The organism is Roseomonas sp. SRI_022 (assembly GCF_057586215.1).
Genome location: NZ_JBYCZL010000001.1, coordinates 251,516 through 276,816, shown reverse-complemented (window position 1 = coordinate 276,816; position 25,301 = coordinate 251,516). Strand labels below are relative to the sequence as shown.

26 protein-coding genes and 1 tRNA gene are annotated in these 25,301 nt (G+C 69.0%); 15 read left to right on the top strand and 12 right to left on the bottom strand.

What is annotated here, in order from left to right; all coding sequences use genetic code 11:
- The first annotated feature begins 1 nt into the window (after window position 1).
- From AC2YHJ_RS01285 to AC2YHJ_RS01275, 3 genes are read left to right on the top strand one after another with little or no spacing between them, the layout of a single operon-like run.
- On the top strand, window positions 2–1,012 hold the full coding sequence (locus AC2YHJ_RS01285) for a hypothetical protein (RefSeq protein WP_487393488.1): 1,011 nt from the start codon (window positions 2–4) through the stop codon (window positions 1,010–1,012).
- Between the two features lies 1 nt (window position 1,013).
- Window positions 1,014–1,565, top strand: a complete 552-nt coding sequence (locus AC2YHJ_RS01280) for a hypothetical protein (protein ID WP_487393487.1) — start codon at window positions 1,014–1,016, stop codon at window positions 1,563–1,565.
- Window positions 1,566–1,572: 7 nt separating this feature from the next.
- Window positions 1,573–1,950 (top strand): hypothetical protein, encoded by a 378-nt coding sequence (locus tag AC2YHJ_RS01275; RefSeq protein ID WP_487393486.1) that lies wholly within the window; start codon window positions 1,573–1,575, stop codon window positions 1,948–1,950.
- Between the two features lie 32 nt (window positions 1,951–1,982).
- On the opposite strand, the gene AC2YHJ_RS01270 is transcribed toward AC2YHJ_RS01275, so the two are convergent.
- A complete protein-coding gene (locus AC2YHJ_RS01270; RefSeq protein WP_487393485.1) occupies window positions 1,983–2,366 on the bottom strand; it encodes a PRC-barrel domain-containing protein in 384 nt (127 codons plus the stop codon).
- A 541-nt stretch (window positions 2,367–2,907) separates the two neighbouring features.
- Here AC2YHJ_RS01270 and AC2YHJ_RS01265 point away from each other — a divergent pair.
- Window positions 2,908–3,039: a hypothetical protein gene (locus tag AC2YHJ_RS01265; RefSeq protein WP_487393484.1), complete on the top strand. Its 132-nt coding sequence runs from the start codon at window positions 2,908–2,910 to the stop codon at window positions 3,037–3,039.
- Between the two features lie 444 nt (window positions 3,040–3,483).
- Here AC2YHJ_RS01265 and AC2YHJ_RS01260 read toward each other — a convergent pair whose 3' ends face one another.
- Window positions 3,484–3,942: a helix-turn-helix domain-containing protein gene (locus AC2YHJ_RS01260; RefSeq protein WP_487393483.1), complete on the bottom strand. Its 459-nt coding sequence runs from the start codon at window positions 3,940–3,942 to the stop codon at window positions 3,484–3,486.
- A 348-nt stretch (window positions 3,943–4,290) separates the two neighbouring features.
- Window positions 4,291–4,365 (bottom strand) — tRNA-Thr (locus tag AC2YHJ_RS01255).
- Between the two features lie 124 nt (window positions 4,366–4,489).
- Here AC2YHJ_RS01255 and AC2YHJ_RS01250 point away from each other — a divergent pair.
- Genes AC2YHJ_RS01250 through AC2YHJ_RS01240 form a run of 3 tightly spaced genes read left to right on the top strand, consistent with a single transcriptional unit; the run spans window position 4,490 to window position 7,409 of the window.
- Complete coding sequence (locus tag AC2YHJ_RS01250) at window positions 4,490–5,482, top strand: efflux RND transporter periplasmic adaptor subunit (RefSeq protein WP_487393482.1); 993 nt, start codon at window positions 4,490–4,492, stop codon at window positions 5,480–5,482.
- On the top strand, window positions 5,479–6,723 hold the full coding sequence (locus AC2YHJ_RS01245) for an ABC transporter permease (RefSeq protein ID WP_487393481.1): 1,245 nt from the start codon (window positions 5,479–5,481) through the stop codon (window positions 6,721–6,723). Before AC2YHJ_RS01250 ends, AC2YHJ_RS01245 begins: the two co-directional genes overlap by 4 nt.
- A complete protein-coding gene (locus AC2YHJ_RS01240; protein ID WP_487393480.1) occupies window positions 6,720–7,409 on the top strand; it encodes an ABC transporter ATP-binding protein in 690 nt (229 codons plus the stop codon). Before AC2YHJ_RS01245 ends, AC2YHJ_RS01240 begins: the two co-directional genes overlap by 4 nt.
- A 100-nt stretch (window positions 7,410–7,509) precedes the next feature.
- Here AC2YHJ_RS01240 and AC2YHJ_RS01235 read toward each other — a convergent pair whose 3' ends face one another.
- The 4 genes from AC2YHJ_RS01235 to yddG all read right to left on the bottom strand — a co-directional run bounded on the left by AC2YHJ_RS01235 (window position 7,510) and on the right by yddG (window position 10,855).
- Window positions 7,510–8,277, bottom strand: a complete 768-nt coding sequence (locus tag AC2YHJ_RS01235) for an SDR family NAD(P)-dependent oxidoreductase (RefSeq protein WP_487393479.1) — start codon at window positions 8,275–8,277, stop codon at window positions 7,510–7,512.
- Window positions 8,274–8,948, bottom strand: a complete 675-nt coding sequence (locus AC2YHJ_RS01230) for a cyclase family protein (RefSeq protein WP_487393478.1) — start codon at window positions 8,946–8,948, stop codon at window positions 8,274–8,276. The genes AC2YHJ_RS01235 and AC2YHJ_RS01230 overlap by 4 nt, the downstream gene beginning before the upstream one ends.
- Window positions 8,949–8,951: 3 nt before the next feature.
- Window positions 8,952–9,929: a tripartite tricarboxylate transporter substrate binding protein gene (locus AC2YHJ_RS01225; RefSeq protein WP_487393477.1), complete on the bottom strand. Its 978-nt coding sequence runs from the start codon at window positions 9,927–9,929 to the stop codon at window positions 8,952–8,954.
- Between the two features lie 83 nt (window positions 9,930–10,012).
- The gene (gene yddG, locus AC2YHJ_RS01220; protein WP_487393476.1) at window positions 10,013–10,855 is read right to left on the bottom strand and encodes an aromatic amino acid exporter YddG; all 843 of its coding nucleotides are present in this window, start codon (window positions 10,853–10,855) and stop codon (window positions 10,013–10,015) included.
- A gap of 78 nt (window positions 10,856–10,933) precedes the next feature.
- Here yddG and AC2YHJ_RS01215 point away from each other — a divergent pair, with 78 nt between their 5' ends.
- Together AC2YHJ_RS01215 and AC2YHJ_RS01210 are read left to right on the top strand one after the other, a co-directional pair.
- Window positions 10,934–11,278 (top strand): phage holin family protein, encoded by a 345-nt coding sequence (locus AC2YHJ_RS01215; protein WP_487393475.1) that lies wholly within the window; start codon window positions 10,934–10,936, stop codon window positions 11,276–11,278.
- Window positions 11,279–11,379: 101 nt separating this feature from the next.
- Complete coding sequence (locus AC2YHJ_RS01210) at window positions 11,380–13,797, top strand: PQQ-dependent sugar dehydrogenase (RefSeq protein WP_487393474.1); 2,418 nt, start codon at window positions 11,380–11,382, stop codon at window positions 13,795–13,797.
- On the opposite strand, the gene AC2YHJ_RS01205 is transcribed toward AC2YHJ_RS01210, so the two are convergent.
- The 3 genes from AC2YHJ_RS01205 to xseA all read right to left on the bottom strand — a co-directional run bounded on the left by AC2YHJ_RS01205 (window position 13,794) and on the right by xseA (window position 16,830).
- Window positions 13,794–14,402, bottom strand: coding sequence for a class I SAM-dependent methyltransferase (locus tag AC2YHJ_RS01205; protein ID WP_487393473.1), 609 nt, complete (start codon window positions 14,400–14,402; stop codon window positions 13,794–13,796). The two genes, AC2YHJ_RS01210 and AC2YHJ_RS01205, sit on opposite strands and share 4 nt — an antisense overlap.
- Complete coding sequence (locus tag AC2YHJ_RS01200; RefSeq protein WP_487393472.1) at window positions 14,399–15,247, bottom strand: M23 family metallopeptidase; 849 nt, start codon at window positions 15,245–15,247, stop codon at window positions 14,399–14,401. Before AC2YHJ_RS01200 ends, AC2YHJ_RS01205 begins: the two co-directional genes overlap by 4 nt.
- Window positions 15,248–15,381: 134 nt before the next feature.
- Window positions 15,382–16,830, bottom strand: coding sequence for an exodeoxyribonuclease VII large subunit (xseA, locus tag AC2YHJ_RS01195; RefSeq protein ID WP_487393471.1), 1,449 nt, complete (start codon window positions 16,828–16,830; stop codon window positions 15,382–15,384).
- 50 nt (window positions 16,831–16,880) lie between these two features.
- Between xseA and purD the strand changes: the two genes are divergently transcribed.
- From purD to AC2YHJ_RS01180, 3 genes are all read left to right on the top strand, one after another.
- Window positions 16,881–18,149, top strand: a complete 1,269-nt coding sequence (gene purD, locus AC2YHJ_RS01190) for a phosphoribosylamine--glycine ligase (protein WP_487393470.1) — start codon at window positions 16,881–16,883, stop codon at window positions 18,147–18,149.
- Window positions 18,150–18,244: 95 nt separating this feature from the next.
- Window positions 18,245–18,862 carry a MarR family winged helix-turn-helix transcriptional regulator gene (locus AC2YHJ_RS01185; RefSeq protein ID WP_487393469.1) on the top strand — a complete coding sequence of 206 codons (618 nt, stop codon included), beginning with the start codon at window positions 18,245–18,247 and terminating at the stop codon, window positions 18,860–18,862.
- On the top strand, window positions 18,760–19,731 hold the full coding sequence (locus AC2YHJ_RS01180; protein ID WP_487393468.1) for a Bug family tripartite tricarboxylate transporter substrate binding protein: 972 nt from the start codon (window positions 18,760–18,762) through the stop codon (window positions 19,729–19,731). The genes AC2YHJ_RS01185 and AC2YHJ_RS01180 overlap by 103 nt, the downstream gene beginning before the upstream one ends.
- Before the next feature lie 12 nt (window positions 19,732–19,743).
- On the opposite strand, the gene AC2YHJ_RS01175 is transcribed toward AC2YHJ_RS01180, so the two are convergent.
- Entirely contained in the window at window positions 19,744–20,079 is a 336-nt protein-coding gene (locus AC2YHJ_RS01175) for a 4a-hydroxytetrahydrobiopterin dehydratase (RefSeq protein ID WP_487393467.1), read from the bottom strand.
- Between the two features lie 8 nt (window positions 20,080–20,087).
- On the opposite strand from AC2YHJ_RS01175, the gene AC2YHJ_RS01170 reads away from it, so the two are divergent.
- Together AC2YHJ_RS01170 and AC2YHJ_RS01165 are read left to right on the top strand one after the other, a co-directional pair.
- Complete coding sequence (locus tag AC2YHJ_RS01170) at window positions 20,088–20,480, top strand: metallopeptidase family protein (RefSeq protein ID WP_487393466.1); 393 nt, start codon at window positions 20,088–20,090, stop codon at window positions 20,478–20,480.
- 136 nt (window positions 20,481–20,616) lie between these two features.
- The gene (locus AC2YHJ_RS01165; protein ID WP_487393465.1) at window positions 20,617–22,746 is read left to right on the top strand and encodes a calcium-binding protein; all 2,130 of its coding nucleotides are present in this window, start codon (window positions 20,617–20,619) and stop codon (window positions 22,744–22,746) included.
- 14 nt (window positions 22,747–22,760) lie between these two features.
- Here the strand turns inward: AC2YHJ_RS01165 and AC2YHJ_RS01160 are convergent, their stop codons facing one another.
- Window positions 22,761–23,897 (bottom strand): CaiB/BaiF CoA transferase family protein, encoded by a 1,137-nt coding sequence (locus AC2YHJ_RS01160; RefSeq protein ID WP_487393464.1) that lies wholly within the window; start codon window positions 23,895–23,897, stop codon window positions 22,761–22,763.
- A gap of 106 nt (window positions 23,898–24,003) precedes the next feature.
- Here AC2YHJ_RS01160 and AC2YHJ_RS01155 point away from each other — a divergent pair, with 106 nt between their 5' ends.
- Window positions 24,004–25,269, top strand: coding sequence for a hypothetical protein (locus AC2YHJ_RS01155; RefSeq protein ID WP_487393463.1), 1,266 nt, complete (start codon window positions 24,004–24,006; stop codon window positions 25,267–25,269).
- The last annotated feature ends 32 nt before the right edge of the window (window positions 25,270–25,301 follow it).

The window sequence follows — 25,301 nt, the reverse complement described above, 5'->3', positions numbered from 1 at the left end:
TATGACCATCGAATACATCGACGGCTTCGATCGGGCGAACACGAACACGTCCCTCGCCCTGCGCGGCTGGCAGGGGATCACGGGGACGTTCGCCGCGATCACTGGGCGGAACAGCCAGGGGAACGCGCTGCGCCTGTCCTTCAATGGAACGAATGGGATGTGGCGCGACCTCCCAGGCGGGAACCTCGCGTCGCGGGTTGTCGGCGTGGCGCTGAAATATCGAACGACATCCTTCGCGTCTTCAATCAGCCTGTTCTCCTTGCGTGACGGCAGTACAGCGCAGATCAACGTCTTCCAAGGGGCGAATGAGGGGCGTCTGATTGTCAAGCAGGGTACGACGACGCTCGGGACCAGCGCCATCCTGTGGTCAGATCCGGCTGGACTGGGCGTGTGGAAATATGTGGAACTCGTTTCCACCATCCACAACACAACGGGTTCCTATGAACTGTTCGTCGATGGTGTGTCCGTTCTAAGCGGCACCAATGTCGATACGCAGGGCTCGGCCAACGCGTACGCAAACCGCCTCTATATCGACGGTAGTTACAACGGGTGCTCGGATTTCGACGATCTGTATGTCGGAAGCACTCGCCTTGGCGAACGCCGCGTTGTCTCGCTTTCCGTTACCTCCGATTCTGCCGTCGCCTGGACCCGCAGCACTGGGTCGAACAACTACGCGACGGTGGATGACAATCCACTGAGCGCGAGCGACTACAACCAGGCGACCGCGGCCAGCCTTCGGGATCAGTTTGGGCTTGAGGACCTGAGCTTCACGCCAGCGTCGATCGACGCGGTCGCGGTGAACTACACTCACACCAAGACCGACAGCGGAGCGCGGACGATCCGGGCCGGAATTGTGAGCGGCGGATCGACGGGCAATGGCACCACGGTCAGCCCTGTGCTGTCGGTTGACACATTCCGACAGGAGCTCTTCGCGACTGACCCGAACACCGGCTCCGCGTGGACCAAGTCCGGTGTCGATGCGGCCGAGCCATTCTACGAAACCATGACCTGATATGAGTGGCACGACCCGCATCCCCGCGGCGTTTGTCGAGGTTCTGTCGGAGGGGCCGCCGCCGCCAGCGCGCGTGTCTGCCGCGTATGTCGAGGTGCTGGCGGGTCCGCCCGTTGTGCCGGCGCTGGTGTATTTCGCCTTTGTCGAGGTGTTGGCCCAAGGCCCGGCTGTGGTGATTGAGGGCGACTTGGCCGCCACCCTGGCTGACGATGTCGTGGCGGCTACGGGCACGGTCCCGATCATCGGCAACCTAACCGCGACTCTGGCTGACGACGACGTCGCCGCTACCGGCACCGTGCCCCTGTCTGGCGACCTTGAAGTCACGCTCAGTGACGATGTGGTCGCCGCCGCGGGGTTCCCTGGCGAGGGCACCGTTGGGGTGGTCGGCGACACGCCGATCGTTCTGGAAGGCGACACGGTGGCCGCGACCGGCACGGTGGAACTGATCGGCGACTTTGCCCAGACACTGGGCGATGACGTGGTCGCGGCGCTCGCGATCGTCGGCAGCAACGGGCCGTTCACCAGGCGGCGAACGATGGTGCTGAACGGGTGACCACGCGATGAACGAGGACTTCATCCGCCCCCTGCAGGACCGCGACCTGCAACGCCATCCTTTGTCCGCTGAGCAGATCCACGGTCTGGAGAAGGCGAGCGATGGTGACGCCGCGTGGTTCGCGGCCCATCCCGGGCGGAATTACCGCCTGCGCCGTACGGGTTTCCACGAGGTGGCCCTAGACCCCGACCTACTCACCTTCGCGGTGGTGAAGCAGGTGCGTCCCGGCTCGCGCGTGAGGGCGTTCTTCCGTGGCCGCCTCGCCCAGATTGAGGATGCTTCAGAGGCGGAGGCCGAACGCCTGTTTCATACCGCCATGGCCCAGTACCCGCAGCACGCCGCGGCAGTCGCCGAGTATGAGGCAGAGAGGGGGACACCGCGATGAAGGGCGCCGGAAGTCCGGCGCCCCGTTCACCATCAGAGCGGCGGCGCAATATAGTAGTCAGACACGCCTCGCCCATAGTCGGGCCGGTCCCATGGCCGCTCGTCCGCCCGATAGTGTGGCGCGTTGTCGAGTTGGTCGCGCGTGACTGACACGACGTAGCCGCCCAGTCCGGTGTCGTAGTCGAGGCTGCTCCACGGCAGCGGGTAGTAGTCGTCTCCGATGCCGAGGAACCCACCGAAGCTCACCACCGCGTAAGAGACTTGGCCAGACATCTTGTCGATCATCAGCGTGTAGACAGAACCGATCCGCTCCCGGTCAGCACCGTAGACGGCGGTTCCTTCGACCTTGTCGGATGAAATGAGCTGCTGGGTCTCGTCAAGCGCGACCGGCTTTCCCGTCATTGAGCGATCAGACATTGTTGCCTCCCTCGTTTTGGCTGGAGACGGTGTAACCTCCGATGCCAATCGAAGTTGCACCGCCGCGCTTGGTGGGCAGGTCCGGCAGTCCATCGCCGCGGTTGGCGTGATCTAGCTGTTCCGGCCACGAGGGCTGCGGCGGCGAGCCTGAGCATCACGGAAATCTGCAAGGCGCGGGGGGATTGTGCAACGGCGTGCGCTGTTCACGCGTCGCCGGAAGGAGATTTACGAGGCGATCCATCCGGAGACGCGGCATGGAGTGAACCAGCACACGAGCACTCGCCAAATTGGCGACACCTCGCGCTTCACGGCCGACACCGCCTCCCGCACCGGCCGGTCAGCCCGCGATGTTCGTCGAGACGCCACGCGCGGCGCAACGGTGATCGCGCGTGTAGCATCCGACCCGGGCGTGCGCGCGGTGCATATGACGAGTGCACCGGCGACCGCTGGCAAAGGCGCCTGCCGACCGACAAGGTCATCCCGCCCGGGGAGAACCGCTCATGCACACGCGCCCATCGCCGCGCCCGCCAACTGCCGTAGCATGCGCTCGCTGACGTTCTGCGCCGCGCTGGCATGCCTCGTTGCCGCCATCGCCCTCGGCCTCGACGCGCTGCGTCCGGCGCCGGTCGCCGTCTCGGCGTTCGATGTTCGGGCGGTCGGGCTGCGCCGCTAACCACCCCAACGTGGCAGCAGTGGCACCGGCAGCAGCACGCCGCGGAGGTCGCCCAGTATGAGGCAGAGAAGGAGGCGACGCGGTGACACAGATGTCGCGCTGAGCCCGCGGCCGCTCGCGGCTGTGGCCTCAGCCCAGAATCAGCAAAACCCCGGCGGCGAGCGCCGCAACGGCAGAACTTGATGTGAACAACCAGAACGAGGGAGCGCGCATGGCTTTCCTCTCCGGCGAGGAGTTAGAGGATTACCTGAGCGCGTAGCGGCCGCACTCCGCCAGGGTCGGAATCTACCCATAGGAACCGACCGGCCCCTGACACCTGTCGGCGTCCTTAGGGCATCCCTGCCTGCCGCGGCGCATTGCAGGTTGTGACGCGTTTTCGCTGACCCCATTTCCACATCACGCAGCGCCGGCAGCGAAGAAGGCCCCGCTACCGCAATGGTCTAGCTAATGCGCGGGATGGATGCCCCTGAGGAACTCGAGAATCTGGCTTCGCGTTTCCTGGCGACTAATCCTCGAAAAGGCTCGAATGAGGTCCCGCCTCTCGCGCGCGGTGCCGGTTAAATCGCCGCGATCGGCGCGCAAAGTGCCGTTGATGCTGTGCTCGGGCGTTGCCATTTCGAAGAAGAAGAAGGCGATCGACACGCCCATCGCGCGGGAGATGTCGTAGAGGCGCCCGGCCGCGATTCGGCTTAGACCTGACTCGTAGTTCTGAATCTGTTGGAATGATACCCCAATGGCGTCCGCTAAGGACTTCTGGGACATCCCTAGACCCACGCGTTGCTCGCGCACTCTTTTGCCGACATTGAGATCGAGCTCGTCGGGCGCTCGAGGACGTTCTCGTGCGGGGCGAGGCCTCGGCGACGGGCTGACCATCTGAAACGCATCCTCGCCGTCTGGGATCATGTGCTCTTCCGGCTGAGGGGCGCTGTTCATAGAAGGACGGCTCCAATCCGGCGGTGCGGCACCCGCTGAACGCGCGTTGCGTTCAGCGGAGAAGACACCATGTCTGCGCCCGAATGGACGCGCGCTGCGACCGTCGGAATCTACTCATGCCAATCACGCAGGGGGGTGCGCATGCAGCGGCAGCGAACCGCGCTGGGCGTGACCGTCACGCGTCGGCCGCAGTGACCGCGCAGGGGCCGGGTTCGCCCGGCCCATTCTGCGCCGATGTGTCCGGAGATGTCTCGCGGGCTGTGAAGCCCCCGTGAAGCCCCGATATCGTCTGGCTCTGTGGATAAGTCCCGTAAGTACTGGTGCCGGCACGCGGATTTGAACCGCGGACCTACTGATTACGAATCAGTTGCTCTACCACTGAGCTATGCCGGCCCCCGCAGCGCCGCGTGTCCCCACGCGGCCCGGGCGGCGCTCTCTACCCCCCGGACGCTCGCCGCGCAACCGTGTGTTTCGCGACCCGGCACAGGCCCGCGTCCCGTGCTACCCATGCCGCGCCATGCGCCGCCGAATCATCCTCCTGGTCCTGCTTGCCCTCGCCGCCGGCGCCGGATGGTTCTGGTGGACCCTGCCGCCGGCCGTCGCCATCGCCATGGCGACCAGCGGCCCGGCGCTGCGCGCCGTCTATGCCACCGGCAGCGTCGAACCCGTCCATTGGGCACGGGTCGGCCCGGCCGTGCGCGCCCGCGTGACCGAGGTGCTGGTCCAGGAAGGTGAACGCGTCACCCAGACCCAGCCTCTGGCCCGGCTCGACGACCGGGAAGCCCGCCATCGGGTCGAAGAAGCCGAGGCCCGCGCCCGCTTCGCCGATGATGAGCTCGCCCGCACCCGCACCCTGGTGACGCGCGACATCGCCTCCCGCTCGGCCCTCGACCGGGCGGAGGCGGAGGCCCGCGCGGTCCGCGCCGGGGCCGACGCTGCCCGCCGGCGGCTCGACGACTACATCGTCCGGGCCCCCTCGGACGGCGTGGTCCTACGCCGCGATGTCGAACCGGGAGAGGTGGTGGACACCCCCGCCAGCCTGTTCTGGATCGGCGAGCCCCGCCCGCTCCGCGTCACGGCCGAGGTGGATGAGGAGGACATCGCCCAGGTCCGCGAAGGCCAGCGCGTGCTGCTGCGTGCCGATGCCTTCCCCAACCAGGTGCTGACCGCGACCGTCGGCCAGATCACCCCCAAGGGCGACGCGACCCGCAAGGCATACCGCGTGCGGCTGACCCTGCCGGACGACACGCCGCTGCTGATCGGCATGACCGTGGAAGCCAACATCGTCCTGCGCCAGACCGACGATGCCGTGCTGGTACCGCCCGCGGCGGTGCGCGACGGCCGCGTCTTCGTCGTCCGCCGCGAAACCGTGGAACGCCGCCCCGTCGAAATCGGCGTGCAAGGCCCCCGCGCAGTCGAGATCCTGCGCGGGCTGGCACGGGGCGAAGCCGTGGTGCTCGATCCGCCGGCCGGTCTCGCGGACGGCCAGGTGGTGCGCCTCAGGCCATGAGGCTCATCCTCGACCTCGCGCGGGGCATGCTCTCGCGCCGGCGGCGGCAGACCCTGGTCAGCGTGCTCGGCGTCGCGCTCGGCGTCGCCTTCTTCATCGCCATCGCCTCGATGATGCGCGGCTTCCAGACCTACTTCGTCCAGCAGGTCATCGATGTGCAGCCGCACATCGTCATCAAGGACGAAACCCGCAGCCCCACCCCCCAGGCCGCGCAGATGGCGCTGCCGGACGGGGCCGTGTCGATCAACGGCGTGAAGCCGGTGGATCGCATCCGCGGCATCCGCGCGGCCGGGGACAAGCTCGCGATCCTCGAATCCATCCCGGGCGCGGCCGCGGCGCCGATCCTCACCGGCGCGGCGCTGCTGCGCTATGGCTCGCGCGACGTGTCCATCACCGTCACCGGCATCGATCCCGCGCGCTACGCCCACGTCTCCAACATCGAAAAGGACATGCTGCAGGGCCGGCTCGAGGAACTGCGCTCGACCGCCAACGGCATCATCATCGGTGACAGCCTGGCGCTGCGCCTGGGCGTGCAACTCGGCGACACCGTGGTTGCGATCTCGCCGCGCGGCGTCTCGCTGCAGATGAAGGTGGTCGGCCTGTTCCACACCGGCCTCGTCACGCTCGACCAGTCGGCGGGCTATGTGCTGCTGAAGGTCAACCAGGTCCTGCAGGACCGGCCCAACGTGGTGAACCAGATCCTGCTGCGCCTGGCCGACGTGACCCAGGCCGAACCGCTGGCGCGCGAGATCGAGGACCGCTTCGGCGACCGCACCGAGAGCTGGGAGGAGCAGAACCGCAACATCCTGACGGTATTCGTCATCCAGAACGCCATCATGTACAGCGTCACCGGCGCCATCCTGCTGGTCGCCGCCTTCGGCATCTACAACATCATCTCGACCGTGGTGTTCGAGAAGACGCGCGACATCGCCATCCTGAAATCGCTCGGCTTCACCGAGGGCGACGTGCAGCGGCTGTTCCTGGTGCAGGGGCTGATCGCGGGCTTCCTCGGCGCGGCGCTCGGCTGCCTGATCGGGCAATTGATGATCGAAGGGCTGGCCCAGGTGCGCTTCCGCACCGAGACACCGGCCGGCACCGACCGCTTCCTGCTCGCCCGCGACTGGCGGATCTATGCCGTCGCCGCCTTCTTCGCGGTCGCCTCGGCCGCGCTCGCCGCGGTGATCCCGGCGCGCCGTGCCGCGCGGCTCGACCCCGTGCAGATCGTGCGTGGCGCGGCGTGAGCGAGCCCACCCCGCTGCTGGTGGCGGAGAACGTGACCAAGATCCTGCCCGAGGGCGTCACGCTGGTGGCCGACATCGACCTTACCGTCCAGGGGGGTGAATTCGTCGCCATCACCGGGCCGTCGGGGTCGGGGAAATCCTCGCTGCTCTACCTGCTCGGGCTGCTGGACCGGCCGAGCGTGGGGCGCGTCCTGCTCGAAGGCCGCGACACCGCCGCACTGTCCGCCCACGATCTCGCGGCGATGCGCCTCGCGCGGCTCGGCTTCGTGTTCCAGTTCCATTTCCTGCTGCCGGAATTCACCGCGCTCGACAATGTGCTGATCCCCATCCGCCGGCGCGGCGCGCTGAAGCTGCCCGCGGCGCAGGAACGCGCGCATATGCTGCTTGATGCGCTTGGCCTCGGCGCGGCGGCGAACAAGTTGCCGGAACAGCTTTCGGGCGGCATGCGCCAGCGCGTCGCGGTGGCGCGCGCGCTGGCGAACGACCCGGTGCTGCTGCTGGCGGACGAACCGACCGGCAATCTCGACACGAAGAACGCGGCCGCCGTCTTCGACATCTTCGCACGGCTGGCGCGCGAGGACGGGCGCGCCGTGCTGGTGGTGACGCATGATGCCGAACTGGCGCAACGCGCGACGCGCCGCGTGCATCTCGTCGATGGCCGGATCGTCAGCGACGAGAGAGGCTAGAGCAGATCCCGATCAGGTGGAATCACCTGATCGGGCGAAGATGCTCGCAAATACAGAAGCCTGGAGACGTTGCCGCGAGCCTGGGCGAACGGAAACGGCTCTAGGCGCCCTCCGCCGGATCATACATCACCCCGGACGACGCGAAGCCGCCATCCACATTCAGGATCTGCCCGGTGACGAAGGCGTTGTCGCCGCTGCACAGGAAGGCGACGGCAGCGCCGACATCCTCCGGCGTGCCGTATCGCTTGACCGCCATGCGGTCGAGGAAGGCGGCGCGCTGGCGCGGCCCATGCGCGGTGCGGGCCACCTGCGTCGGCCCGGGTGCCACCCCGTTCACGAGGATGCCATACGGGGCGAGTTCCACCGCCAGCACGCGCGTCAGCATCTCGATCCCGCCCTTGCTGGCGCCATAGGCCGCTCGCCCGGTGCCACCGAACTGCCCGGAGACGGAGGAAATGGTCACGATCCGCCCGCCGGTATCAGGTGCGACAGCCATCGCCCGCCCTGCCGCGCGTGCGGTCAGGAAGCAGCCGACCAGGTTCACGCGCAGCACGCGCTCGAAGGCGGCGAGCGACATCTCCAGCACCGGCACGCGGTCGGTGATGCCGGCATTGCAGACGGCGATGCGCAGCCGGCCGAAGCGGCGCTCGGCCTCGGCCACCGCCGCGTCGACGGATGCCTCGTCCGTCACATCCGTCCGCCAGGGTGCGGCGGTGCCGCCGAACACGGCGATCTCCTCGGCCACGCGCGCGGCGGCCTCGGCATTGATGTCGGCGACCAGCACAGATGCGCCCTCGCGGGCGAGGCGCTTCGCGATCCCCTCCCCGATACCCGACCCGCCGCCGGTAACGATCGCGCCCCGGCTCATGCCTCGTCCTCGATGGCGATGACGCGGGCGGGTGCGCCGTCGCTGTCCGGGATCTTCACCGGCAGGCCGATCACCTGGTTCCGCGCCTGGCGCAGCGCGCCCATGTTGCAGAGGTATTCGAACATGATGATGCCGCGCGCGAGCAGGTGGAAATGCGTGACATGCTCGGGCAGCGGCGGGCGCGGATCGCCGGTCAGGAAGTTGCGGATGCAATGGTCCTGGGGGAAGTCGAAGCCGACTGCCTTGATGCCGCGCTCGCGCAGCCAGATCGACCCTTCCGCCGTCATCCACGGCGCCTCGCGCCAGAACGCCTCGGTGTCGAGGCTCGCGCGTTCGTCCCAGCGCGTGCGCACCAGCACGAAGTCGCCCGCCCGCACATGCGTCCCTGCGGCCGCGAGATGCTCGCCGGGGATCGCGGTGTTCGCCGGCACGTCGGAGACATCGATCACCGCCCCCGGCCCCACTGTCATGTCGAGCGTGATGGCATCCGTCGTGAACCCCTGCGGGTCCACATGGCGTGGGCTGTCCATATGGGTGAAGGCGTGCACGTTCCAGCCGGCCCAGGTCGCCTGGCCCGCGCCGGTGTCATGCGTCTTGGCGAAGCGCCGCTCGACGGCCCAGCGGAAATGCCCGGTGCGCACCGGGGTCGAAAGGTCGATCAGCCGCGCCACGTCTCAGCCATCCTTCCAGGGGCGCCGCGCCCACAGCGCGCGCAGCGCCGCATCCTCCCCCAGCACGATCTGCCGCGTATCCTCCGCCGAGCGGAACTTCAGCGGGATGAACAGCCGCTCCGCCTCGGCGATCCAGGCGGGGTCGCGCATCGTCTCGGCCAGCATCAGTTCCAGCCGCGCGGTGATCGGGATGGGCGTCGCCACCGGCACCACCAGGGACCGCACCACGCGCGTGTCGATCGGGTATCCCGCCTCGGCGAAGGTCGGCACATCCGGCGTCATCGGGAAACGCTGCGCGCCGGCCGAGGCGATCGGGCGCACCCGCCCCTCGCGGATCAGCCCGACGCTCTCCCCCATGTTCATCGACGCGATCTGGATATGCCCGCCGATCAACGCGGTGACGGTCGGCGCCTGGCCGGCGAAGGGCACATGGTTCAGCCGCACGCCGGCCGCGTTCTCGAACTCGATCATCAGCAGGTGGTCGTCGGACCCGATGCCCGCGGTGCCAACCGAGATCGTCCCCGGTGCGGCGCGCGCCGCCGCCACGAGGTCCGCGACCGTGCGCATCGGATTGTTCGGCGCGACATGGAAGCCGCTAGGATCCTCGACCACCGTGCCGAGATAGGCGAAGTCGGTCAGCGCATAGCGCGGCGTGCGTTCGATGGTGATGGTCTGCAGGCTCGGCGTGATGACGGTGCCGATCGTGTATCCGTCGGGTGCCGCCTGGGCCGTGGCGGTGTAGCCGATCTCCCCTCCCGCGCCGGGACGGTTGACGACGATGAAGCGCGCGCCCGGCAGGTGCTTCTCGAAATAGGGGACCATGGCGCGGATGTTCACATCCGTCCCGCCGCCCGGCGGGAAGGGCACGATGATCTGGATGGGGCGTTCCCCCGGCCAGGCGCCTTGCGCGCGCAGGGCGACGGGCGCGGCGATGCCCCCGGCGAGGCCAGCGGCCATCAGGCCGCGACGCGATGCTGTCATTCCTGCCTTCCTTCCCGTCCGGCGCTCGTTGCGGCGCCGTCGTCCCGCGAAGGCTAGAACAGGCCAAGCGGCCCCGGTAGCCGTCAGCCTCGCGCAGTCGCAGCGAGCAGCCCGCCGCCGGCCACCAGCGCCGCCGCCACCGCGGCACGCCAGGTCAGCACACCCTCCCCCGCCACCACCAGCAGCAGCGTGGAGGCGACCGGCACCGCATAGGCCAGCGTGCCGAGCAGCCGCGGATCGCCCCGCTTCATCCCCGCATCCCACAGGAAGAACGCCGCCCCCAGCGGCCCGGCGCCGAGCAGCAGCACCGCCAGCCATTGCCGCGCATCGGGCAGCACCGTGGCCTCGAAGGCCAGGTGAGCGACGGCGGACAGCAGCGCGGTGGCCAGGCAGAAGCCGGCCAGCGCCTCGGTCGGCACCGCAGCCATGCGCTTCGAGGTGACGGAATAGACCGACCACACCACCGCGCAGCCCACCGCCGCCGCGAAGCCCGGCGCCGCACCCGGCGGAAAGGACGCCCCGGCACCGACCAGCAGCACGCAGCCCGCAAAGCCGAGCGCGACGCCCGCGATCCGCCGCCCGCCCAGTGGCAGGCCCAGGATCGGCGCCGAGAGCAGCACGATCAGCAGCGGCCACAGATAGTTCAGCAGATTCGCTTCCACCGCTGGCGCCAGCGCCAGCGCGGCGAAGTACAGCGCGTGGTACCCGAACAGCCCGCCGACGCCATGCAACCAGGCAAGCGGCCCCTGGCGCAGCAGGACGAGCTGCCCGCGCGCGGCAACGACGGCGAGTGCGATCAGCCCGCCCGCTGCGAAGGCCATCGCGGTGAGTTGAAGTGGCGGCAGGCCGCCGGCCATGCGCGCGAGCAGCGCGAGGAAGGCCCACAGGACTAGGGCGCCGCAGCCGGCAATGGTGGCAGAGGACATTCGATCCGGGGCAGAGTGCGTGGCCCGGCACGGAAGCGCCGGCACCGTGCTCTACCATGCTGGAGTGATCAGAAGGAAATGCTTGGCTTTCTCGTCCGCACCGCCATCGCGGCCGTCGCACTTTGGGTCGCGGTGTCCATCGTGCCCGGGCTTGCCGCGCGGGGTGGCGGCACGCTGCTGCTCGCGGCGATCGTGCTAGGTGTCGTCAACGCCGTGGTGCGGCCGATCGCGGTGTTCCTGTCCATCCCGATCACCATCCTGACCTTCGGGCTGTTCCTGCTGGTGGTGAATGCGGGAATGCTCGCGCTGGTCGCCTGGCTGGTGCCGGCCTTCACCGTCGCCGGTTTCGGCGCGGCGCTGCTGGGGTCGCTCGTGGTCTCGATCGTCTCGGCGACGATCAACGGGGCGCTGACCACGGGCTGACGGCGCTGGCTTCGCATGGGCGGACCGTCTATCCCTGACATGCGCATGATCCGTGGCGCCGGGGTGCCACGCCAGGATCGCGTCGCCGGAAGGGTGGGTTGATGGCCGACATCAGCGGGTCCCAGGCTGCCGACACGCTGATGGGCGGTGCGGGTGACGATCTGATCATCGCCTTCGCGCAGGGTGGCGCGCCGGCGGCCATCACCGCCACGCGGGTCGCCGCGGGGCTCGCCAAGCCGGTCGCCGCCGTTGCCGCACCGGACGGGTCGGGGCGCATCTTCATCCTCGAACGCGACGGCCTGTTGAAGTCGATGGACGCGGCGAGCGGCGCGATCGCCGCGACGCCGGTGCTGGACCTCACGGGGCAGGTGCCGACGACCGGTGAACGCGGCTTGCTCGGCCTCGCCTTCCATCCGGATTTCGCCGCGAATGGGCGCTTCTTCCTGTTCCTGTCGCAACTGGATGGCACCAGCGAGATCCGCGAATACCGGCTCGGCGCCGATGGCGTCGTGGAACCAGGCAGCGCGCGCACCATCCTCGAGATGCCGCAACCCGCCTTCGGCAACCACAAGGGCGGCTGGCTCGCCTTCGGCCCGGACGGGATGCTGTACGCAGGGGTCGGCGATGGCGGCGGCACCGGCGATCCGTCGAACAACGCGCAGAATCTCGACACCCTGCTCGGCAAGATGTTGCGGATCGATGTCGATGGCGACGACTTCGTCGCGGACCCGCTGCGCAACTATGCCATCCCTGCCGACAATCCCTTCGTCGGCACGGCGGGCCTCGATGAGATCTGGGCCTATGGCCTGCGCAACCCCTGGCGCAACGGCTTCGATTCCGCCGCCGGCCAGTTGTTCATCGCCGATGTCGGCCAGGCGACGCAGGAGGAGATCAACCTCGGCACCGCCGGCGCGAACTACGGCTGGCGCCTGTTCGAGGGTGATGCGCCTTATGATCCACCGAATGCCTCGCCCGCCGGGCTGACCTTCCCGATCCATGTCTATACCCATGCCTCGGGCGACGGCATCGCGGTAACCGGCGGCACCGTCTATCGCGGCCCGTCCGAGGCGCTGCACGGTGCTTACATCTTCAGCGATTCCGGCAGCGCGAAGCTCTTCGCGTTGCAGGATCTCGATGGCGACGGCACCTGGACACGCACGGCGCTGAGCCCGCTGACCACGCCGAGCGCGGGGAGGATCAACAACATCGTCTCCATCGACGAAGGACCGGATGGCGCGCTCTATGTCGTGGACTATCTCGGGGAGATCTTCCGCCTCGACCCGATACTGTCGGGACCGGTGGATGCGGGCGATCTGGTGCGCGGCGGCACGGGACGGGATCGTGCCTATGGCGGTGGTGGCGGCGACACGCTGATCGGCGGCGCCGATGCCGACACGCTGTTCGGCATGGCGGGCGGCGACCGGCTGTTCGGGCAGGATGGCAACGACAGCCTGTCGGGTGGCGCCGCGGGCGACACGTTGTGGGGCGGGGCGGGATCGGACACGCTTGATGGCGGGACCGAGCGCGACGCATTGGCGGGCGGGGCGGGCGATGATCTCTACCTCGTTTCCGACCAGCATGACCGGGTGGTCGAACTGGTAGGCGGTGGCGCCGATACCGTGCTTGCCGCCGCGTCCTTCCGGCTGCCCGCTGCGGTCGAGGTGCTGGTGCTGACCGAGGCCGCTGGTGCTGCGCAAGGAATCGGCGCGGCGACGGCGACGCGCATCATCGGCAACACCGCGGCGAATCTGCTGGTCGGGCTGCAAGGCAACGACACGCTGGATGGTGGCGCCGGGCGCGACGACCTGCGCGCCGGCGCGGGCCGCGATCGGCTCGATGGCGGATCCGGCGTGGACACGCTGCGCGGCGCGGCGGGGGATGACACCTATCTGGTCGACAGCCGCGCGGATCGTGTCTTCGAGGGCGTCGGCGGCGGCGCGGACACCGTCATCGCCAGCGGTGCCGATGGCTATTGGCTGACAGCGCAGACCGAGGTGCTGATGCTGGCCGGGCAGGCGCTGTTCGGGTCGGGCAATGGCGGGGCCAACATGCTGTACGGCAATGCGCTGGCGAACCGGCTGTATGGGCAGGCGGGGGCGGACACGCTGGATGGCGGGGGCGGCGCCGACACGCTGTGGGGCGGCGCGGACGGCGATCTGTTCATCTTCCGCGAAGGCGGCGGGGACGACATCGTGATGGACTATGACCCGACGACCGACCAGATCCTGATTGGGCCGAGCACGACCATCGCCATCAACGCCACGGCCGAGGGAATGCTCCTGGAGAACGCGGATTCCTCGATGCTGCTGCGCGGCGCGTCCAGCCTGCGGGTTTACGACGGCACGCCCGGCGGGGTGCCCGTTCCAGGGCCACAGATCGGCGGAGGCGACCTGACCTTGCGCGGCGGTGCTTCCGAGGCGCCACCACCGGCTGGCAGCATCACGATCGGCGGCGACCTCATCCTGACCAGCGCCGGCGGCACCGGTGCGCCGGGCGTCAGCGTCGATCCCTTCGGCTAGGCCGGCCGCCGCAGCACGGCGCGCGCGACTTCCGCCAGTCCCTGGTGACGTGGGCCTTCATCGAGGCGCACCGCGCCTTCGACCAACTCCAGCACCTCAAGCCCCGCGAAGTGCCGTTCCACCAGCGCGCGCGACCACAGCAGCGCGGGCTCCTTCGGCCCGCCGCTGCGCCGGCCTTCCTGCGCCGGGGTGAAGCATTCCAGCACCAGCACCCCGCCGGGGGCGAGCGCCCGCAACGCGCCTGCGCAGGCCACCTGGCGATCTTCCGGCGGCAGGTGCACATAGATCCAGGCGATCAGGTCGAAGCGCGCTTCCGGCCAGTCCCAGCGCGACAGGTCCGCCGTCACCGTCGTGACCGGCACGCCTCGGCGCGCGGCGAGCGCACCCGCCTTGGCCAGCCCCACCGCGGACCAATCGACCGAGGTCGCATCAAGGCCCTGTTCGGCCAGCCACACCCCGTTTCGCCCCTCCCCATCGCCCACCGCGAGCGCGCGCATGCCGCGCCGCAGGCGATGCGCCTGCGACAGCAGGAACAGGTTCGGTGCCTCCCCGAACTGGAAGTCGCCGCCGGCATAGCGTTCATCCCAGGCGAGCGACGTGCTCATCCCGGCAGCACCACCGGCCGGGGGTCGAGGAAGGTCTGGAACCAGGAAAAGGAGAAATGCAGGTGCGGCCCCGTCACGCGCCCCGTCGCACCTGACAGTGCGATGCGATCGCCCTGCGCCACCGTCTGACCCTCCCGCACCTCGATCGCCGACAGATGCGCATAGAGCGAATTCACCCCATGCCCGTGGTCGATCACCACCAGGTTGCCGAAGAAGTGGAAGGCATCCGCCAGCGTCACGCGCCCCGCCGCCACCGCCTTCAGCGGCGTGCCCGTCGGCACCGCGAAATCCAGCCCATAATGCGGCTGGCGCGGCTGGCCGTTGAGGATGCGCCGGCTGCCATAGACGCCGGAAATCCGCCCCTGCGTGGGCGCGATGAAGCCCTGCGCGAAGCCGGTCAGCGCGCTGTCCACGGCGCGCGCCGCGGTGAGCTTCTCGCGTTCGCGCAGGATGCGCTGCAGCGTCGCCTCATCGGGCGTGACCTGTTCCGGCGGCAGGCCGTTGATGCGTTGTTCCTGCCACTGCCGCCGCGCGATCGTCAGGCGGCGTTCCTCCCGGCGGTTGTCAGGATGGACGATCGCAAGCGTCGCGCTGGCACCCTGGTCGCGACCGAAGCCGAAGGCGAAGGCGCCGTCGGCGGTGACGCGCAGCGCGCGGCCGTCAAGCGCGAGCCGCGTGCGAGGGTCCGCCACGCGCCCCAGCACGAAGCCACCCTGCGCGAGGCCCGTCGCCGGGATGTCCAGCGTGCGGAGCGGGGCGGACGCAGCGGCAGGGCGCGCGAGAAGCAGTGCCGGGGCGGCAAGGACAAGGCGACGCGCGATGGTGGAGGGGCGCCGCCCCTCCAAACCACCCCGCCAGGTGGCAGTGCCACCTGGACCGCCGGCACATGGCACCAGGTCAAGGTGTCCAGAGGCCCTTAGGCCTTTGGTGGGGTGGGGTTCGGGGAGGGGCAAAGCCCCTTCCCGGTCACGCGTCACGCTCACAACAACGACCCCTGTTCCGGTGCCTGCCCCTTGCGCCGCGCGGGCGCGCCTTCCGCCTGCGCGCGCACCTCCCCATCCGCGAAGGTCAGCCGCAGCGCCTGCCCCGGTGCGACGCGTTTCGCCGCGGTGACGGCATGGCCATCCGCATCGCGCACCAGCGCAAAGCCGCGCGCGAGGACGGATTGATACGACGCGCTCTCCAGCCGCGCCGACAGCCCTTCCAGCACGGCGCGACGCTGGCGGATCAGCGCCTGCACCGGGGCCGGCGACAGCCGCGTCAGCGCACCTGCCGTTGCACGCGCATCGCGCTGCCGGCCCCAGGCGGCGGACAGCCGCAGCGACAGCGCCTGGACCGATGCACGTCGCGCAAGGATGCCCTCCCGCGGATGCGGCACACGTAGCGCGGACAGCGCCTGGCGCCGCCGATCCAGCAGCGACACCAGCGCGCGTGGCAGTCGGTCGCCGATGTCATCCAGCCGCTGACGCGATTGGGCGAGCCGCGCCGGCACATCCGGCAACCCACGCTCGGCGCGCAACAGCCGCAGCCGCGCGCCGTTCAGTAGGCCCGCCGCGGCCTGCGCCAGCCGCGCGCCGGTCTGCGCCAGTGCCGCTGCCATCTCCGCCCGCGCCGGCACCGCGAGTTCCGCCGCCGCCGTCGGTGTCGGCGCGCGGCGGTCGGAGGCATAGTCGATCAGCGTCGTGTCCGTCTCATGCCCCACCGCGCTGATCAGCGGAATGGAGCAGGCGGCGGCGGCGCGGATGACGATCTCCTCGTTGAAGGCCATCAGGTCTTCAAGGCTGCCGCCGCCGCGCGCGACGATCAGCACATCGGGGCGCGGCACGCGGCCGCCCGGTTGGATCGCGTCGAATCCGCGAATGGCGGCGGCGATCTGCTCGGCCGCGCCCTGCCCCTGCACCACCACCGGCCACAGCAGGATGCGGCGTGGAAAGCGGCGCGCGATGGTGGTGCGGATGTCCTGGATGACCGCGCCCTTCTCGGACGTCACCACGCCGACAACCAACGGCAGGCGCGGGATCGGCTGCTTGCGGGCCTCGTCGAACAGGCCCTCGTCCAACAGCCGCTTGCGCAGTGCCTCGATCTTCGCGAGCAGCGCGCCCTCGCCCGCGTATTCCAGGCGCTCGATGACCAGCTGGTATTTCGACCGGTCGGCGTAGGTGGAGATGCGCCCTGTCGCGATCATCTCCACGCCGTTCTCGGGCATGGTGCCGAGGTTGCGAACGCCGGACTTCCAGATCACCGCCTCGATCTTCGCGTCGGCATCCTTCAGCGACAGGTAGATGTGGCCGGAAGGATACCGTTTCATCTCGGTGATCTCGCCGCGCACACGCACGCGGCCGAACGCACCTTCCAGCGTGCGGCGGATCGCGCCGGCCAGGTCCGAGACGCTGTAATCCGGGATGTTCGAAACGGCCGGGGTGTCCATGGGCCCACCCTATGCTAAGGCGCGGCCCATCCAAAGCGGGGGTATGCGCGATGAAGGTCCTGGTGGTCGGCGGCGGCGGGCGGGAACATGCGCTGTGCTGGGCGATCGCGGCGTCTCCGCTGCTGGACACGCTTTGGTGCGCGCCGGGCAATGCCGGCATCGCGGAAGTCGCGGAATGCGTGCCGATCGATTCGCTCGACATCCCTGGCCTGGTCGGGTTTGCGAAGGACAGGGGCGTCGATCTCGTGGTGGTCGGCGGGGAGCCGCCGCTGGTCGCTGGCCTGGCCGACGCCTGCGCCGCCGCCGGCATCAAGTGCTTCGGGCCATCGCAGGCGGCCGCGCGGCTCGAAGGCAGCAAGGCCTTCACGCGGGAAGTGGCGGATGCCGCCGGCGCCCCCGGCGCGAAGTGGCAGCGCTTCACCGATCCCGCCGCCGCGAAGGCCTATATCCGCGAACAGGGCGCGCCGATCGTGGTGAAGGCGGATGGCCTCGCCGCCGGCAAGGGCGTCGTCGTCGCAGCGACGGTCGAGGAAGCCGAGGCCGCCATCGCCGACATCATGGAATCCCGCATCCATGGTGACTCCGGCGCGCTGGTGCTGATCGAGGAATGCCTGGTGGGGCAGGAGGTCTCCTTCTTCGCGCTGTGCGACGGCAAGACGGCGCTGCCGCTCGGCGCGGCGCAGGACCACAAGCGCGCTGGCGATGGCGACACCGGCCCGAACACCGGCGGCATGGGCGCCTATTCTCCGCCGCCCGTCTTCACCGATGCGCTGCGTGACGATGTGATGGCGCGCATCGTCAACCCCGTGCTGGCCGAGATGGCGCGGCGCGGCACGCCCTTCCGCGGCGTGCTGTTCGTCGGGCTGATGATCACCGCCGACGGGCCGCGCCTGATCGAGTTCAACGTCCGCTTCGGCGACCCGGAATGCCAGGCGCTGATGGTGCGGCTGCGGTCCGACCTGCTGCCGGCGCTGCTCGCCGCCTGCGATGGCGAGCTCGCGCGCTTCGACCTGCGCTGGGAACCGGTGCATTCGCTGGTCGTGGTGATGGCCGCGCGCGGCTATCCGGGGTCCTACGCCAAGGGCACCGAGATCCGCGGCCTGGAACGCGCCGCGCAGATCCCAGGCGTGCAGGTCTTCCACGCCGGCACGGCGCGCGGGGAGGATGGCGCGCTGGTCGCGACCGGGGGGCGCGTGCTGGGCATCACCGCCGCCGCCGCGACCCTGGCCGAAGCGCAGGCCGCCGCCTATGCCGCCGTGGACGCGATCGACTGGCCGGAAGGCTTCTGCCGCCGCGACATCGGCTGGCGGGCGCTCTGATAGGATAGGCGCCGCACCGCGACCTCGGCGTCGATCGCGGATCATATACGAAGAATTCTTCTTGCATCGTTCCTATTGCGAAGTATTCTTTGCATATGTCCGAACCACCGCCCAACGAAGCACTTCCCTGGCAGTTGCACCGCCGCGTTCCGCAATACCTGGCGCGGCGCTTCGCGCAGATCTGCGTCGCCCTGCAGACCGAGGATCTCCAGCCCTACAGCCTGCTCAATTGGCATGTCGCGCTGTTCGTGCAGATCCGGAACACGCCGGGCCGCGAGCGCAACGCCCTGGCCGCGGCGATCGGCGTCGATGCCACCTCCTGCGGACAGGCGCTCGAACGTTTCCAGCGTGAAGGCCTGGTCGCGCGCGGCGTGCAGGACGGCGACCAACGTGCCGCCGCCTTCACCCTGACCCCGGCCGGCGAGACGCTGGTGGTGGAGCTCATGCGCCGCTCGCGCATCACCGCGCAGCGGCTGCTGGCGCCGCTTGCGGCAGACGAAGCCGAGACCCTGCTCGCGCTGCTCGCGCGCCTGATCGAGGCCCATGAACCCCATGCCCGTCCCGGCGCCGATCGGCGGCCCCCGCGGCGGCACAGGACGGAGGATGAAGCATGCACCACCTCGGCCGTCGCGCCGCGCTCGCCCTCGCCGGCGCCCTCCCCGCCTTCCACCACGCGACGGCCTCGTCCTGGCCGGAACGCCCGGTCCGGCTGATCAATACCGGCGCGCCGGGATCCGGCATCGATCTCGTCGCGCGGCTGATGGGCGAAGGCCTGGCGCAGCGCTACCGCCAGCCCTTCCCGATCGAAAGCCGCCCGGCCGGCGGCATGCTGCCGGCGGGTGAGGCACATGCCACCGCCCGCTCAGGCGAGAGCCTCCTCATCGCGGCGACCGGCATCGCCTCGACGGTGCCGCTGCAATATCCCGGGCGGCTGCCCTTCGATCCAGATGCGGACCTGCCGCCGGTTGCCACCTTGGCCTCGGAATTCCTCGCCTTCGCCGTGCCCGCCGCGTCCCCGGCGCAGGACCTGCGCGGCTTGCTCGACCTGATCCGGGCGCGGCCCGGCGCGCTGAACTGGTACTGCGTGCCGGGCTTCATGGAACTCCATTTCCGCCTGTTCCTGCATGAGCAGGGGCTCGACGCGGCCCATGTCGCCTATCGCGGATCGCCGCCGGCGGTGCTCGACCTGGTGGCGGGGCGCATCCAACTGGCGATCGTGCCGATCTCCACCGCATTGCCGGCCTGGCGCGACGGGCAACTCCGCCTTCTCGCCGTGAGTTCGACCGTCCGCGCGCCCACAGCGTCGAACGTGCCGACCGCCGAGCAGGCCGGCATCGCCGCGCTGCGCTACGACCCCTTCACCGCGCTGTTCGGCTGGCGCGGCATGCCGGCGGCCCTGCGCGACGCGGTATCGGCGACCGCGGCTGCCATCATCGGTTCGCCCGACGTCACGCAGCGCCTGCTGGCCGCCGGGCTGGTGCCGCAATACGGCACGCCAGCGGCGCTGGCCGGCATCATCGCAGCACAGCGGGAACGCATGGAGGCCGCGATCCGCGTGCTCGGCCGCCCCGCGCCGGCCTGACGCGGCGGGGCGTTACGCCACCAGCGCGTCGATCGCCTTCGCCAACGCCACGTCCCGCGCGCTCAGCCCGCCCGCATCATGCGTGGACAGCGTGATCTCCACCCGGTTCCACACATTGAACCATTCCGGGTGGTGGTCCTGCTTTTCCGCCAGCAGCGCGACGCGGGCCATGAAGCCCCAGGCGGCGCTGAAATCGGCGAAGCGGAAGGTCCGCGTGATGGCGTCCCGCCCTTCCGCCATCGCCCAGCCCGGCAGGTCCCGCACCAGCGCCGCACGTCCCGCCGCGTCGAGTTTCTCCACCATCGCTGCCTCCTCATTTGCTTGACGGCGCCCCGGCGCGGCCCGCATGACGCGCCATGCGCTTCACCACCCCGCCCGGCCTCGATGACCTTGTGGAGATGGCCGAGCACGCGCTCGCCGCCATCCCCCAGCCGCTGCGCGACCTCGTGCGCGGCACCGCCATCCTGGTCGAGGACGTCCCGGATGACGAGACATTGCAGGAGATGGGCCTCGAAAGCCCCTGGGAACTGACGGGGCTGTACCAGGGCGTGCCGCTCACCCTGAAGTCGTCGGGCGACGTACCGCGCGAACCGGACCGCATCCTGCTGTATCGCGAGCCCATCCTGCTGGAATGGATCGAGACCGGCGAGGACCTGTTCCGCCTGGTGCGCAACGTGCTGATCCACGAGATCGGCCACCATTTCGGCCTGTCGGACGAGGATATTGCGCGGTTGGAGGAAGAGGACTGATCAACCGTTTGGGAATGCTGAATCATTCTGGATTGCCGCGACATTCCGAACCGAGAAGATCTACGTAGTACGGCTGGTCGTTACAGGCGTAGCGTTCTTCGACTTTGATCCCAGATCGGGTCGCGGAGTACGTGCTATGGCTACGTTCACGGCTGCCACTGGCTTGGATATTCCCGATATCCAGGACGGCACGGTGACGATGAAGTGGCGTATCCTCGGCAACGCCGTGCAACTGGTCATGGGCGCGGAACTCGTCGGCGGGCTGCTTTGCAGCATCGTCGGGCTTGACGAGATCACCGGCTTCGATCTCCGTTCAGGCGACGAGCGCTGGACGCCCGCGCTTGCGAGTGGCGCCGGGGAAGCCTTCCAACTCGACCTCATGATGAGTCTGGAAGCGGCCAGCGTGCCCACCACGGGACCTGACAGTCTCACGGGCGGCCTGGGCAATGACAGCATCGCCGGCCTTGGGGGAAACGACACTCTTCTCGGGCTGGAGGGCGACGACACGCTGAATGGCGGCATTGGCACGGACCGCCTCATCGGTGGTGCGGGCAGTGACACCTACTTCGTCGATTCTTCGTCTGACCTTGTGCGGGAAGTTGTCAGCGCGGGTGAGGTGGATTGCGTTATCACCACCGCAACCCGAACGCTCGATGCCAATGTTGAAAAGCTGATCCTTGCCGGTGCATCGGGGCTTACAGGCACGGGCAACGGGCTGCACAACCTGATCATTGGAAATGCCGCGGCGAATACCCTCGTCGGCCGCAATGGCGTTGACACGCTGATCGGCGGCGCCGGCAATGACATTCTCGACGGCGGGGGCTACGCCACCGTTCGACCGGACGGCACTCCCGTTATCGTGACCGAAACGTCGGCTGACCGCTTGGTCGGCGGCACGGGTGATGACCAGTACCAGCTGCGCTTTACCTCCCAAGTCGACACCATTATCGAGTTCGCCAACCAGGGCACCGACACCGTCGTCACCGCACTCCCGAACTTCACGCTGCCGGCGAATGTCGAGAATCTTGCGGAAAGTGCTGGTTTGCTGACAGGCAATAGGGTGGCCAACTCCATCGCCGGGTCTTCCGGCGCCGACACGATCAGGGGTCTTGCCGGAAATGATACGCTGGACGGAAATGGCTACATTGACCGGCTGGAGGGCGGGCCGGGCGATGACACGCTGAATGGCGGCACTGCGAATGACACACTGAACGGCGGCGTCGGGAACGATTCGATGGCCGGCGGTTTGGGCAATGACACCTATTTCGCCGATTCCGCGAACGACACTGTGATCGACGAGGGCGGCGACGCTGACTGCCTGATCACGACCGTGGGCGGAAGCATCAACGGGAGCATCATCGGCGGAACCATCTCCGGAGGCATGGAAATGGTGGTGCTGGCTGGGACTTCACCTATCGCTGCCTCTGTCGCCACATCGTCGAACAGCCATGTCATCGTGGGAAACGGGGCGGAGAACTATCTCATCGGTGGGAACGGCAACGACACGCTGATCGGGGGCGGTGGCGACGATCGCTTGGAATCCGGCGGCCGTATCGTGGTGAACGCGAACGGTCTCGGCTTAGTGGTTTTCCCCGAAGTTCGGATCGACAGTGTGGTCGGCGGCACCGGCGATGATCTTTATGTGCAGACATATACCAGCGCTCGCGACAACGTGATCGAATTCGCGAATCAGGGCGTCGACACCATCGTTACCAACCTCACGAACTTCACCTTGCCGGCAAATGTCGAGAACCTGACAGCCGTCCCCTACTATCGCGATTCCTACTTCGACCCCCCCTACCCCTCTCTCGTCATCAACTACACGCTGAGAGGCAACGAGCTGGACAATGTCATCACCAGCAACAACTACAACGGCGTCGACACGCTCATCGGCGGTGCCGGGGCGGACACGCTCGAGGGTAGCTGGAGCGCCTACGGGTACGGGGGTGACTGCTACCGCTTCGTCGCCCTCTCGGACAGCACAGTCGCGGACCCCGACCTTATCAGGAATTTCGTCTTCAGCGACGCGGCTGGCTTCGACAGGGTTGACCTCTCCGCCATAGACGCGAATGCGTCCGTCGTTGGCAATCAAGCCTTCGTCTATCGTGGCGACAGTTTCACCGGAGCGGCCGGGGACCTCCTGGTGTATGCGCTCAACACGTATTTCCATCTCGTCGCGGGAGATGTGAACGGCGATTTCGTCCCCGATTTCGCCATCGTCATCAATACAAGTCTTGCGCCCGAGGCCAGCTGGTTCACCCTGTAGCATGACGGCGCCGTTCAGCGTCGCCCCAGCACCTCCGCATTATGCTCCCCGAGCCGCGGCGCCGCGCGCGCCGAGCGCGGCCGTTCCCCGTCGAAGGAAATCGGCAGCCCCACCACGCGCGGCCCGCCGCCCGGCAACGCCTGCACGATGTCCACCGCGGCGAACTGAGCGCTGCCCGCCACCTCCCCGATATCGTTGACCGGGGAGCAGGGCACGCCCGCATCCTCCAGCGCCGCGATCCACGCATCGCGCGGGCGCGTCTTCAGCACCTCCGCGATCATCGGCAGCAGCGCGGCCTTGTTGCGCACGCGCGCGGGGCCCTTGGCGAAGCGCTCGTCCACCGCCCATTCCGGGTGCCCCAGCACCGCCGCACAGCGCGCCCACAGCCGGTCGTTGCCCGCCGCGAGGCACATCGGCCGGTCGGCGCAGTCGAACACCTGGTACGGCACGATCACCGCGCCTCCTGTGCCATGCCGCGTCGGGATGTCGCCGGTGGCGAGGTGGTTGTTCACCTGCCCTTCCACCCAATGCACCGCCGTCTCGAACAGGGACGTATCGACCAGGCACCCCTGCCCCGTGATGTCGCGGCGACGCAGCGCGCCCAGCGCGCCGATCACACAGAACATCCCCGTCGCCTTGTCGTTGATCGACGCGCCGCAGAAGGTGGGCGGGTCCTGCGGGCGTCCGGTCACGCTCATCATGCCGCCATAGGCCTGCAGCAGCGGGTCGAAGCCCGGCTTCATCTGCATCGGCCCGGTCGCGCCGAAGGCCCAGATCGAGCAGTAGACCAGCCGGGGATGCCGCGCGAGCATCGCCGCCGAACCGATGCCGATCTCATCCACCACGCCCGGGCGCAGGTTCTGGATCAGGATGTCGGCGGTCTCGCACAGCCGGTGCAGCGCCTCGACGTCCTCCGCCTTCTTCAGGTCCAGCGTGACCGAGCGCTTGTTGCGGTTCTGCCCGTGGAAATACAGCGAGGTCACGCCATCCGGGCCGAAGGGCGGGCCCCAGGCGCGTGCATCGTCGCCGCCATCGGGCTTTTCCACCTTGATCACGTCCGCACCCATGTCGGCCATGATCGCCCCGGCCAGCGGCCCGGCCAGCGCCTGTCCCACCTCGATGACGCGGACACCCTCCAGCGGCAGGTTCATCGGCGTTCCACTCCCACGATCCTTGTCGGCGGCAAGCATAGGGGCTTGCCGGCGCACGGCCAGGGGCAGCCTTGCCCGCCGCGGCGGCCAGGGCTACGCCGCGGGAATGAATGCCCATCCGACCATCCTGATCGGTGCGTCCATACCGCGCTCGGGCCATCATTTCCTGGAACGGACGTTGCAGCGGTATTTCGGCAACCGCATGCACTACTGCGAGTTCTACACGCCGCGGCAATGCTGCCGACAGATCCCCTGCACGAAGCGCGGCGCCTTCGACATCGTCTTCCAGAAGAACCACGACCACGACATGGCGCTGGACCAGGCCATCGCGGGCGTGACCTATGTGATCCAGCACCGCCACCCGGTGCCGGACATGGCCTCGGGCTGGGAATTGTCGTCGAAGCCGGGGATCGGCGCGGTCTCGGCCGAATACCGCGCCACGCGCGACCATTTCGCCTGGTGGCTGTCACGGCGGGCCATCTATTATCGGCGCTTCCACGACAAATGGGTGGTCGGCCAGCCGGCGAATGCGCTGCGCATCGACTATGACGCGTTGCGCGGCGACACCGCGCGGCAGGTCGCCGCGGTGATCCGCGCCGCAACGGGCGCGGTCGACGAAGCGCGCCTGGCGACCGCAGTCGAAGCCAGCGGCAAGGTGCGCGCCACCGCCGGCGAGCCCTTCACGCCGCGTCGCGTCGATGTGTCCGCGCTGCCTTGCCCGCTTCTCGCCGCCGCCTTCGAGGAGCATGTGCTGCGCCACGGCCCGGCCTTCGGCTACGCCCCGATGCTCGGCGGTGGCTATGAGGGCAGCCTGTTGCAGGGCCTCATCCTCGCCGACGACCCGGCCGAGCCGCTGCCGGCCGGCTTCGCGACGCGTGAGGACGCCGTCGAGGCCCTGGCCGGCCGCCACCCGGAGATGCGCCTGCGCCGCGCCCGCGCCCTGCTCGATGCGCAACAGCCGGCCGAGGCGGCGGTGCAGCTCGAATCCCTGCTTACGGATTCACCGCATTTCAGCACCGCCTGGCAGCCGCTGCTGCGCGCCTGGCGTGAGGCCGGCCTGCCGCCCAGGCCCGCGATGGTGACGGCGGACGCGGTGTTCGGCGCCATGCACGACCCGGTCGCCGTCCTCGCGCTCGCATCCTTCTGGCGCGACGAAGGCCGCCTGCTGCCGGCCGCGGCGGCGCTGCACGCCGCGATCGGCCTGCATCCGGGACGCGCCGGCCGGCTGCGGACGGTGCTCGCGGCCATCCTCGAATCGCTCGGCCGCAAGCCGGACGCGATCGCGCAGCTCGAAGCCGCGCTGGCGCTGGATCCGAAGGACGAGGTGGCGCAATCCGCGCTGGACCGGTTGCGGCCGCCGAAGCGGACGTGACGGGCGCAGGAGCATGCTGCGTTCGCGTCTGC

Coding starts and splice junctions, on each gene's coding strand:
- AC2YHJ_RS01285 (WP_487393488.1), top strand. CDS start 2: ATGACCATCGAATACATCGACGGCTTCGATCGGGCGAACACGAACACG.
- AC2YHJ_RS01280 (WP_487393487.1), top strand. CDS start 1,014: ATGAGTGGCACGACCCGCATCCCCGCGGCGTTTGTCGAGGTTCTGTCG.
- AC2YHJ_RS01275 (WP_487393486.1), top strand. CDS start 1,573: ATGAACGAGGACTTCATCCGCCCCCTGCAGGACCGCGACCTGCAACGC.
- AC2YHJ_RS01270 (WP_487393485.1), bottom strand. CDS start 2,366: ATGTCTGATCGCTCAATGACGGGAAAGCCGGTCGCGCTTGACGAGACC.
- AC2YHJ_RS01265 (WP_487393484.1), top strand. CDS start 2,908: ATGCGCTCGCTGACGTTCTGCGCCGCGCTGGCATGCCTCGTTGCCGCC.
- AC2YHJ_RS01260 (WP_487393483.1), bottom strand. CDS start 3,942: ATGATCCCAGACGGCGAGGATGCGTTTCAGATGGTCAGCCCGTCGCCG.
- AC2YHJ_RS01250 (WP_487393482.1), top strand. CDS start 4,490: ATGCGCCGCCGAATCATCCTCCTGGTCCTGCTTGCCCTCGCCGCCGGC.
- AC2YHJ_RS01245 (WP_487393481.1), top strand. CDS start 5,479: ATGAGGCTCATCCTCGACCTCGCGCGGGGCATGCTCTCGCGCCGGCGG.
- AC2YHJ_RS01235 (WP_487393479.1), bottom strand. CDS start 8,277: ATGAGCCGGGGCGCGATCGTTACCGGCGGCGGGTCGGGTATCGGGGAG.
- AC2YHJ_RS01225 (WP_487393477.1), bottom strand. CDS start 9,929: ATGACAGCATCGCGTCGCGGCCTGATGGCCGCTGGCCTCGCCGGGGGC.
- yddG (WP_487393476.1), bottom strand. CDS start 10,855: ATGTCCTCTGCCACCATTGCCGGCTGCGGCGCCCTAGTCCTGTGGGCC.
- AC2YHJ_RS01215 (WP_487393475.1), top strand. CDS start 10,934: ATGCTTGGCTTTCTCGTCCGCACCGCCATCGCGGCCGTCGCACTTTGG.
- AC2YHJ_RS01210 (WP_487393474.1), top strand. CDS start 11,380: ATGGCCGACATCAGCGGGTCCCAGGCTGCCGACACGCTGATGGGCGGT.
- AC2YHJ_RS01205 (WP_487393473.1), bottom strand. CDS start 14,402: ATGAGCACGTCGCTCGCCTGGGATGAACGCTATGCCGGCGGCGACTTC.
- xseA (WP_487393471.1), bottom strand. CDS start 16,830: ATGGACACCCCGGCCGTTTCGAACATCCCGGATTACAGCGTCTCGGAC.
- purD (WP_487393470.1), top strand. CDS start 16,881: ATGAAGGTCCTGGTGGTCGGCGGCGGCGGGCGGGAACATGCGCTGTGC.
- AC2YHJ_RS01185 (WP_487393469.1), top strand. CDS start 18,245: ATGTCCGAACCACCGCCCAACGAAGCACTTCCCTGGCAGTTGCACCGC.
- AC2YHJ_RS01180 (WP_487393468.1), top strand. CDS start 18,760: ATGCACCACCTCGGCCGTCGCGCCGCGCTCGCCCTCGCCGGCGCCCTC.
- AC2YHJ_RS01175 (WP_487393467.1), bottom strand. CDS start 20,079: ATGCGGGCCGCGCCGGGGCGCCGTCAAGCAAATGAGGAGGCAGCGATG.
- AC2YHJ_RS01170 (WP_487393466.1), top strand. CDS start 20,088: ATGCGCTTCACCACCCCGCCCGGCCTCGATGACCTTGTGGAGATGGCC.
- AC2YHJ_RS01165 (WP_487393465.1), top strand. CDS start 20,617: ATGGCTACGTTCACGGCTGCCACTGGCTTGGATATTCCCGATATCCAG.
- AC2YHJ_RS01160 (WP_487393464.1), bottom strand. CDS start 23,897: ATGAACCTGCCGCTGGAGGGTGTCCGCGTCATCGAGGTGGGACAGGCG.
- AC2YHJ_RS01155 (WP_487393463.1), top strand. CDS start 24,004: ATGAATGCCCATCCGACCATCCTGATCGGTGCGTCCATACCGCGCTCG.